Here is an 8,388-nt window from a genome sequence, read left to right as displayed (position 1 = left end):
CCGCCCCCCGTCCTGGCGTCGCCCCGCCGGGGGTGCTGGGGGGGCTCGACTGTGAAGCGTCGGTCACTCGGCGTCCGCGGTCTCGGCGGTCGCCTCGGCGGCGTCCTCCTCGACCACGGGGATGAGCGACAGCTTGCCGCGGTCGTCGACCTCGGCGATCTCGACCTGGACCTTCTGGCCCACGGACAGGACGTCCTCGACGGCTTCCACGCGCTTGCCGCCGGCCAGGCCGCGCAGCTTGCTGATGTGCAGCAGGCCGTCCTTGCCGGGCATGAGCGAGACGAACGCACCGAAGTTGGTCGTCTTGACGACCGTGCCGAGGTAGCGCTCGCCGACCTCGGGCATGGTCGGGTTGGCGATCGCGTTGACGGCCTGGCGGGCGGCCTCGGCGGCCTCGCCGTTGGTCGCACCGATGTAGATCGTGCCGTCGTCCTCGATCGACAGCGACGCACCGGTGTCGTCCTGGATCTGGTTGATCACCTTGCCCTTCGGGCCGATGACCTCGCCGATCTTGTCGACCGGGATGCGCACCGTGATGATGCGCGGCGCGTGCACCGACATCTCCTCGGGGACGCTGATCTCCTCGTTCATGACCTCGAGGATCGCCGTGCGGGCGTCCTTGGCCTGGTTCAGCGCGGCGGCCAGGACCTCGGCGGGGATGCCGTCGAGCTTGGTGTCGAGCTGGAGCGCGGTCACGAACTCCGGGGTGCCGGCGACCTTGAAGTCCATGTCGCCCATCGCGTCCTCGGCGCCGAGGATGTCGGTCAGCGCGACGTACTCGGTCTTGCCGTCGACCTCGCCGGAGATGAGGCCCATCGCGATGCCGGCGACGGGGGCCCGCAGCGGGACACCGGCCTGCAGCAGCGACAGGGTCGAGGCGCACACCGAGCCCATCGAGGTGGAGCCGTTGGAGCCCATGGCCTCGGAGAGCTGGCGGATCGCGTAGGGGAACTCCTCGCGCGTCGGCAGGACCGGAAGCAGCGCGCGGCGCGCGAGCGCACCGTGGCCGACCTCGCGCCGCTTGGGCGAGCCCACGCGGCCGGTCTCGCCGGTGGAGAACGGCGGGAAGATGTACTTGTGCATGTAGCGGCGCGTCTTCTCCGGGGAGAGCGTGTCCAGCTTCTGCTCCAGGGTCAGCATGTTCAGCGTGGTGACACCCAGGATCTGGGTCTCGCCGCGCTCGAACAGGGCCGAGCCGTGAACGCGCGGGATCACGCCGACCTCGGCGTGCAGCGGACGGATGTCGGCGAGGCCGCGGCCGTCCATGCGGATCTTGTCGCGCAGCACGCGCTCGCGCATGAGGGACTTCGTGACCGCCTTGAACGCGGCCCCGATCTCCTTCTCGCGACCCTCGAACTGGGCGCCGAGCTGGTCGAGAAGCGACGCCTTGACAGCGTCGAGAGCGGCCTCGCGCTCGAGCTTGTCGGCGATGACCAGCGCGGAGCCGGCGCCCTCGGAGGCGGCGGCGGCGACGGCGTCGTAGACGTCGTCCTCGAAGTCGAGGAAGACCGGGAAGTCCTGGACCGGCTTGGCGGCCTCCTTGGCCAGCTCGGCCTGGGCCTCGCACAGCTGCTTGATGAAGGGCTTCGCGGCGTCGAGGCCACCGGCCACGACCTCCTCGGTCGGCGCCTGCACGCCGCCCTGGACCAGGGTCCAGGTCTGCTCGGTGGCCTCGGCCTCGACCATCATGATCGCGACGTCGCCGGTCTCGGTGACGCGGCCGGCGACGACCATGTCGAAGACGGCGTTCTCGAGCTGGCTGTGGCTCGGGAAGGCGACCCACTGGCCCTCGATGAGGGCGACGCGAACGCCGCCGACCGGGCCGGAGAACGGCAGACCGGAGAGCTGGGTGGACAGCGACGCGGCGTTGATCGCCAGGACGTCGTACGGCGCGTCGGGGTTGAGCGCCATCACGGTGATGACGACCTGGACCTCGTTGCGCAGGCCCTTCTTGAAGGTCGGGCGCAGCGGGCGGTCGATGAGGCGGCAGGTGAGGATCGCGTCCTCGCCGGGACGACCCTCGCTGCGGAAGAACGAGCCGGGGATCTGGCCCGCGGCGTACATCCGCTCCTCGACGTCGATCGTCAGGGGGAAGAAGTCGAAGTGGTCCTTGGGGTGCTTGCCGGCCGTGGTGGCCGAGAGCAGCATGGTGTCGTCGTCGAGGTAGGCGGTCACCGAGCCGGCGGCCTGGCGGGCGAGGAGCCCGGTCTCGAACTTGATGGTGCGGGTGCCGAACTTGCCGTTGTCGAGAACGGTCTCGACGGCGGAGATGACGGGTTCTGTCACGTTGGATCTTTCTGTTCGCGGTGCGATCCGCGACTGCGCGCACGATGCCCTGGCAGTGGCCGGGGCGGTGGCCGATCTTCGATCGAGACCCGCAGCAGCCGGTGTGACGGGCTCCTGAAGATCACTACCGAGGACCGGGCCTGCGGTGGCGCGGATCGCTCCTGTGGTGGTTGTTCAGTTGTCGTGCAGCCTGCAATGCAGCGTTGGGACCCACCAGGTGGTGAGTCCCAACGTGTCAGTCAGCGGCGCAGGCCGAGGCGCTCGACGATCGAGCGGTAGCGCTCGATCTCCGTCTTGCGCAGGTAGTTGAGCAGTCGCCGGCGCTGGCCGACGAGCAGCAGCAGACCACGACGGCTGTGGTGGTCGTGCTTGTGCGTCTTGAGGTGCTCGGTGAGGTGGGCGATGCGGTGGCTGAGCAGCGCGATCTGCACCTCCGGCGAACCAGTGTCGCCCTCGGTCGTGCCGTACTCGGCGATGATCTTCTTCTTCGTCGCTGCATCGGTTCCGATGGACATGCGGCTCCTTCTGGTTCACTCGTTGCGCGGCGCGCCGGGGCCTGTTCACCCGGGCACTCTCTGTCCGCGGCCGTTTCACGGCAGGATGTCGCCCTAGGGCAACCGCAGCAGCCTAGCGCGCGGGGCCGATCAGTCCCAAACCAACGTCTCCGCGGCGGAGGCACCCCCTTCGCCCCGGGATGCGGCGACGTCCTGGGCGTCGTGGACCAGCCCACCGACCGCCTGCGCGGTGACCAGCGCCGCGAAGAAGCCGCCGATGCTGACGACCATCACCACGCGGTCGTCGATGAAGCGCGCCACGACAGCCACGGCGATCGCCGCGGCCACCGCCGCCACCGGCACGCCCACCACCAGGGCGAGCGCGCTGTCGCCGGGCAGGTCCCACAGCAGCGCGGCGATCGTGAGCGCGAGGAGCGTGAGCACGGCGTAGGCGCCGGCCGCGACCAGGCAGGTCGCGAACGCGCGCGGGACGCCGGCGGCCTCGAGCACCCGGCCGACCAGCACCGCCAGCACGGCAGCCCCGATCAGCGACAGGGCCACCGGGCCGGCCGACGACGCGCTCAGCGCGCCGTACACGGGCAGCACGAGCGTCAGGGTGCACAGCAGGGCGCCCACCAGCTGACGGGCGACCGCGTCGACCGGCGCGGAGGCGGGGGCGGGGCTCGAGGTCATGGGAGCATGCTTCCGCCGCCGCCACGGTCGAAACCTGCCGGCGCTGGACCCGGTCAGGCGACGGTGACCGGGTGCCGGACCACCGCGTCGAAGAAGTAGCCGTTGTCGTTGTCCGGCGTCACCAGCGGCTGGCGGCGTCCGCGCGTCGGTGGCCCGGGCGAGGAGCTCATGACTGCCGGCGGAGGGCCGGTCCCACACGTAGGACCACTGCGCCCACGCCGCGTCGCGGCCACGGCTGTGCCCGCCCCCGCGGCGGCGGCCGGCCGGGTGCCAGGTCGCTCCCCCGTCGGTGCTGACCTCGACCCGGGTGACCGGGCCGGCGCCGCTCCAGGAGCGGCCGGTGAGCACGACCCGGCGGCCGGCCTCCAGCTCGGCACCCCAGGGCAGCTCCCAGGCCGAGCGCACCGGGTTGACCGTCAGCGGCGGGGAGTCGGCCGGGTGCTCGCCGCCGGTCCAAGTAACTTAGGTGACTTAGACTCTCGGCGATGTCCGCTTTCCGTGGCACGATGCGGGACGTGGGCCTCCTGAGCGCGTTACCCGTGCCGTCCGACTACACCGGCACGCGGCTGGCGGCGTGCAACCTGTGCGAGGCGATCTGCGGCCTCGAGCTCACCCTCGAGCGCGGGGCCGTCACCGCGATCCGCGGCAACGAGGACGACCCGCTCTCGCGGGGCCACGTCTGCCCGAAGGGCGTGGCGCTCGCCGACGTCTACACCGACGCCGACCGGCTACGCCGCCCGGTGCGCCGGGTCGGCGACGAGTGGGAGGAGCTGGGCTGGGACGAGGCGCTCGACCTGGTGGCCGACCGGCTCGCGGCCACGGCGGCCGAGCACGGCCGCGACGCCGTGGGCGTCTATCTCGGCAACCCCAGCGCGCACTCGCTCGGCTCCGCCACCCACGGCACGGCGTTCGTGAGGGCGCTGCGCACGCGCAACCGGTTCAGCGCCTCCTCGGTCGACCAGTTCCCCCACCAGTTCGTCGCCTGGCAGCTCTACGGCCACCAGCTCCTGCTCCCGGTGCCCGACCTGGACCGCACGTCCTACTTCCTGGTGGTGGGAGCCAACCCCATGGCGTCCAACGGCTCCCTGATGACCGCCCCCGACTTTCCCCAGCGCCTGCGCGACCTCAAGGCGCGCGGGGGCCGCATGGTCGTGCTCGACCCACGCCGCACCGAGACCGCCAAGATCGCCACCGAGCACCACTTCGTCCGCCCCGGCACCGACGCCGCCGTGCTGCTCGCGATGGTGCACGTGCTGTTCGCCGAGGGCCTGACCGACCCGCCGTCCTACGTCGACGACGTCGCCGCGGTCGAGGCGGCGGTCGCCGACTTCACCCCCGAGCACGCCGAGGCGGTGAGCGGGGTGCCGGCCTCGGTGGTCCGCCAGATCGCACGTGACCTCGCCGGTGCCGAGGGGGCGGTGGCGTATGGGCGGCTGGGCGTCTCGACGCAGGGATTCGGCTCCGTGTGCCAGTGGGCCATCCAGTGCCTCAACCTGCTGACCGGCAACTTCGACCGCGTGGGTGGGGTCCTCTTCCCCGAACCGGCCATCGACATCGTCGGACGGCGGATCATCGGCCCTGGGCACTTCGACGTCTGGCGCAGCCGGGTGCGCGACCTGCCCGAGTTCGCCGGGGAGCTGCCGGTCTCGGTGCTGCGCGAGGAGATCGAGACCCCGGGAGAGGGTCAGATCCGCGCGTTGGTGACGCTGGCCGGCAACCCGGTGCTGTCGACACCCGACGGCGACGGGCTCGGGCGCGCGCTCGAGGGGCTCGACTTCATGGTCTCGGTCGACCTCTACGTCAACGAGACGACGCGGCACGCCGACGTCATCCTGCCGCCGACCTCGGCGCTGGAGCGCGACCAGTACGACCTGGTCTTCCACAACTTCGCCGTGCGCAACACCGCCCGCTACACCCCGCCGGTGTTCGCCAAGGACGCCGATCAGCGCCACGACTGGCAGATCTTCGCCGGTCTCGCCACGCGGCTGCGGCGCCGGCCGGGGGCGCCGCGGCTGCCGCTGCGCGCACGGCTGGTGGGCGCGGCGCGCATGGCCGCCTCCCCCGCCGTCGTGCTGACCGGCCTGCTCGCGACCGGCCGGGCGGTGTCGATGCGCCGCCTGCGCGCCCACCCCGAGGGCGTGGACCTCGGCCCGCTGCGCCCGACGATGCCGGGTCGGCTGCAGACCGCCGACCGCCGGATCCACCTCGCGCCGCCGCTCCTCGTCGCCGACCTCGACCGGCTGCGGGCCGCCCTCGCCCCGAGCGTCGTGCGGGAGGGGGAGCTGCTGCTGATCGGTCGGCGCCACCAGCGCGACAACAACTCCTGGATGCACAACGCTCCGCGGCTGACCAAGGGCAGGCCGCGCCACCACCTGCTGATGAGCCCCGGCGACCTCGCCGCTCGCGGTCTCGCCGACGGCGACCGGGTCAGGGTCCGCTCGCGCGTGGGCGAGGTCGAGGTCGAGGTCACCGGCACCGACGACCTGATGCCGGGCGTGGTGTCCCTCCCCCACGGCTACGGCCACCAGGTCGCCGGCACCCGGATGCGGCACGCGTCGCAGGTCGCGGGGATCTCGATCAACGACCTCACCGACCCCTCGGTGCTCGACGTGTCCGGCAACGCGGCGCTCAACGGCGTACCAGTGACGGTGCAGGCCGCGCGCCGGTGACGGCGTGGGGCGACCCGGCCGGTCGGCGGGGCCACCACGCCCGGTCGCCGAGGAGCACCAGCGCGGCCGGCAGCATCACCAGCCGGATGATCGTGGCGTCGAGCAGGATGGCCGCGGAGAGACCGACGCCCATCATCTTCATCTCGAGCATCGACAAGGTCGCGAAGATCGCGAAGACCGAGACCATCACCGCCGCCGCGCTGGTCACGACCCCGGCGGTGTCCGCGATGCCACGCTGGACGGCCAGCCGGGCCGGGAGCCCGGCGTCGAGGTGCTCGCGGATCCGGCTGACGACGAAGACGTGGTAGTCCATCGACAGCCCGATCAGGACCACCAGCACGAACAGCGGCAGCCAGTCGATGACGAAGCCCGGGGTGTCGAAGTCGAGCAGGTCCGCGCCCCAGCCGTGCTGGAAGACCAGCACCATGAACCCGAACGACACCCCGACCGAGGCCAGGTTCAGCGCGGTCGAGAGCAGCGCGATCGGCACGCTGCGGAAGGTCGCCAGCATCATCAGGAACGTCAGCAGCAGCACGAACCCGATGACCAGCGGGAGACGGTCGGACTGCCGGTCGAGGTAGTCGAGGTTCTCCGCAGCGCCGCCGCCCACGGCGGTCTCGGCCTCCAGACCGTCGAACGCCGCCGGCACCAGGTCCGTGCGCAACTCCCGCAGGGCCTCGTTGACGCGTTCATCCGCCTCGTCGTACGGCATGCCGATGCGGAGCACTGTCGTGCGCCCGTCGGCGGACGTCGCGGCCTCCTCCCCGGACTCGACGTAGTCGCCGGTGGCGACCGCCCGCCGCTCGAGGTCGGCGAGCGCGGCCGACAACCGGTCCTGCTGCGCGGGATCGGCGCGGACGACGACGGTCGCCGCGGCACCCTCCGCGGGGAAGGCAGCGCTCAGGTCGCGCATCGTCGCCACCTCGGGGATCGACGCGGGTAGCGTCTCCAGGTTGGCGGCGTTGGTCCGCAGTCCGAGCGCGGGCGCGGCCAGGGCGGCCACCACGACGCCGGAGAGCGCGAGGGCCACGCCGGGTCGCCGTACGACAGGACCGAGCAGGCGTCTGCTCAGCCCGCCGCGACCGATCCGGGAGTTGAGCCGCCACAGCAGCGGCACGCGGGGCCGGTCGACCCAGCGTCCGAGCTTGACCAGCAGCGCGGGCAGCACGGTGATCGAGCCGAGCACCGCCACGGCGACGACGATGATCGAGCCGACGGCTAGGGAGTTGAAGGTGGCGCCGCCCATGACGAACAGCCCGGTCATGGAGGCGATCACGGCCCCGCCCGAGACGAGGATGGAGTGGCCGGAGGTCTGGGCCGCGATCTCGACGGCCTCGAGCGTCGTCCGGCCTGCGGCCCGCTCCTCGCGCTCGCGCTTGAGGTAGAACAACGAGTAGTCCACGCCCACGGCCATGCCGATCAGCACGATCATGCTCGTGACCGTCCCCTCGGCCGGGACCAGATGCGTGACCGGCGCCATGATCCCGATGGTCGCGGCGACGCTGGTGAACGCCAGCAGGACCGGCAGGCCCGCGGCGATCAGCGCGCCGAAGGCGACCAGCATCAGCACCAGTGTGATCGGGACGCTGATCCCCTCGGCTGCGGCCAGGTCGTCGCCCACCCGCTCGTCGATCGCCTCGTCGAGCGAGACGTCGCCGGCCTGGCGGATCTCGAGACCTGGCTCCGCCGCCTGCGCTGCGGCCGTCACCTCGCGGAGCGGGTCGACGTCGACCTCCCCGTCGCGGGCGAGCTGGACCGCGACCAGCAGTGCGGTCCCGTCGGGGCTCCACTGCGGAGCCGCCACGGCGTCGACGCCCTCGAGGCCCGCCATGCCGCCGGCGATCCGTGCCGCGGCCCGCTCGGCGGCCTCGCGGTCGAGGTCGCCGTCCCCCGCCGTGATCAGCACGCTCTCGGAGTCGGGGCGGTCCAGGCCGGCCTCGAGGACGAGTTCGTCGGCACGGCCGGACTCGCCGAGCCGGTAGTCGGCGTCCTCGGTCTCGACGCCGGAGACGACCGAGGCGAGGCCGACGGCAAGGACGACGAACGACAGCCAGGCGGCGATGGCGCGCCACGGGTGGGTGGCGCTCCAGCGGGCCGCGCGCAGCGGCAGCACGGTGAGCGGGTTGGTGGTCATGGCGGTCTCCTTGGCTCGGGGAGTCCAGCCTCGTGACGCGAGGGCCCGGGGTCAGGGGCGCTGGGACCCGGTTCGCCGGTGGTGCCTGCACCCCTGCCGCCGCCCCGGATTT

6 protein-coding genes and 1 pseudogene are annotated in these 8,388 nt (G+C 72.3%); 2 read left to right on the top strand and 5 right to left on the bottom strand.

Annotated features, from left to right (window positions below; genetic code table 11):
• Nucleotides 1-63 precede the first annotated feature (63 nt).
• The 4 genes and pseudogenes from LRP67_RS11150 to LRP67_RS11135 all read right to left on the bottom strand — a co-directional run.
• The gene (locus LRP67_RS11150) at nt 64-2,286 is read right to left on the bottom strand and encodes a polyribonucleotide nucleotidyltransferase (RefSeq protein ID WP_231270251.1); all 2,223 of its coding nucleotides are present in this window, start codon (nt 2,284-2,286) and stop codon (nt 64-66) included.
• 239 nt (nt 2,287-2,525) lie between these two features.
• Nucleotides 2,526-2,801 carry a 30S ribosomal protein S15 gene (gene rpsO / locus LRP67_RS11145; protein WP_134738691.1) on the bottom strand — a complete coding sequence of 92 codons (276 nt, stop codon included), beginning with the start codon at nt 2,799-2,801 and terminating at the stop codon, nt 2,526-2,528.
• A 129-nt stretch (nt 2,802-2,930) separates the two neighbouring features.
• Complete coding sequence (locus LRP67_RS11140) at nt 2,931-3,473, bottom strand: hypothetical protein (RefSeq protein WP_231270253.1); 543 nt, start codon at nt 3,471-3,473, stop codon at nt 2,931-2,933.
• 201 nt (nt 3,474-3,674) lie between these two features.
• Nucleotides 3,675-3,821, bottom strand: a pseudogene (locus LRP67_RS11135) (hypothetical protein); the annotation flags it as partial.
• Here LRP67_RS11135 and LRP67_RS21460 point away from each other — a divergent pair.
• Both LRP67_RS21460 and LRP67_RS11130 read left to right on the top strand, forming a co-directional pair.
• Complete coding sequence (locus tag LRP67_RS21460; protein ID WP_269211460.1) at nt 3,814-3,939, top strand: hypothetical protein; 126 nt, start codon at nt 3,814-3,816, stop codon at nt 3,937-3,939. The pseudogene LRP67_RS11135 and the gene LRP67_RS21460 sit on opposite strands and share 8 nt — an antisense overlap.
• 19 nt (nt 3,940-3,958) lie before the next feature.
• The gene (locus tag LRP67_RS11130; protein ID WP_231270250.1) at nt 3,959-6,142 is read left to right on the top strand and encodes a molybdopterin-dependent oxidoreductase; all 2,184 of its coding nucleotides are present in this window, start codon (nt 3,959-3,961) and stop codon (nt 6,140-6,142) included.
• On the opposite strand, the gene LRP67_RS11125 is transcribed toward LRP67_RS11130, so the two are convergent.
• Entirely contained in the window at nt 6,102-8,276 is a 2,175-nt protein-coding gene (locus LRP67_RS11125; protein ID WP_231270249.1) for an MMPL family transporter, read from the bottom strand. The two genes, LRP67_RS11130 and LRP67_RS11125, sit on opposite strands and share 41 nt — an antisense overlap.
• Nucleotides 8,277-8,388 lie beyond the last annotated feature (112 nt).

It is taken from the genome of Nocardioides sp. cx-169, from assembly GCF_021083605.1.
In the GTDB taxonomy this organism is placed as follows: Bacteria; Actinomycetota; Actinomycetes; order Propionibacteriales; family Nocardioidaceae; genus Nocardioides.
The sequence above is the reverse complement of the archived record's forward strand: the minus strand, read 5'-3'. Positions and strand labels throughout refer to the sequence as shown.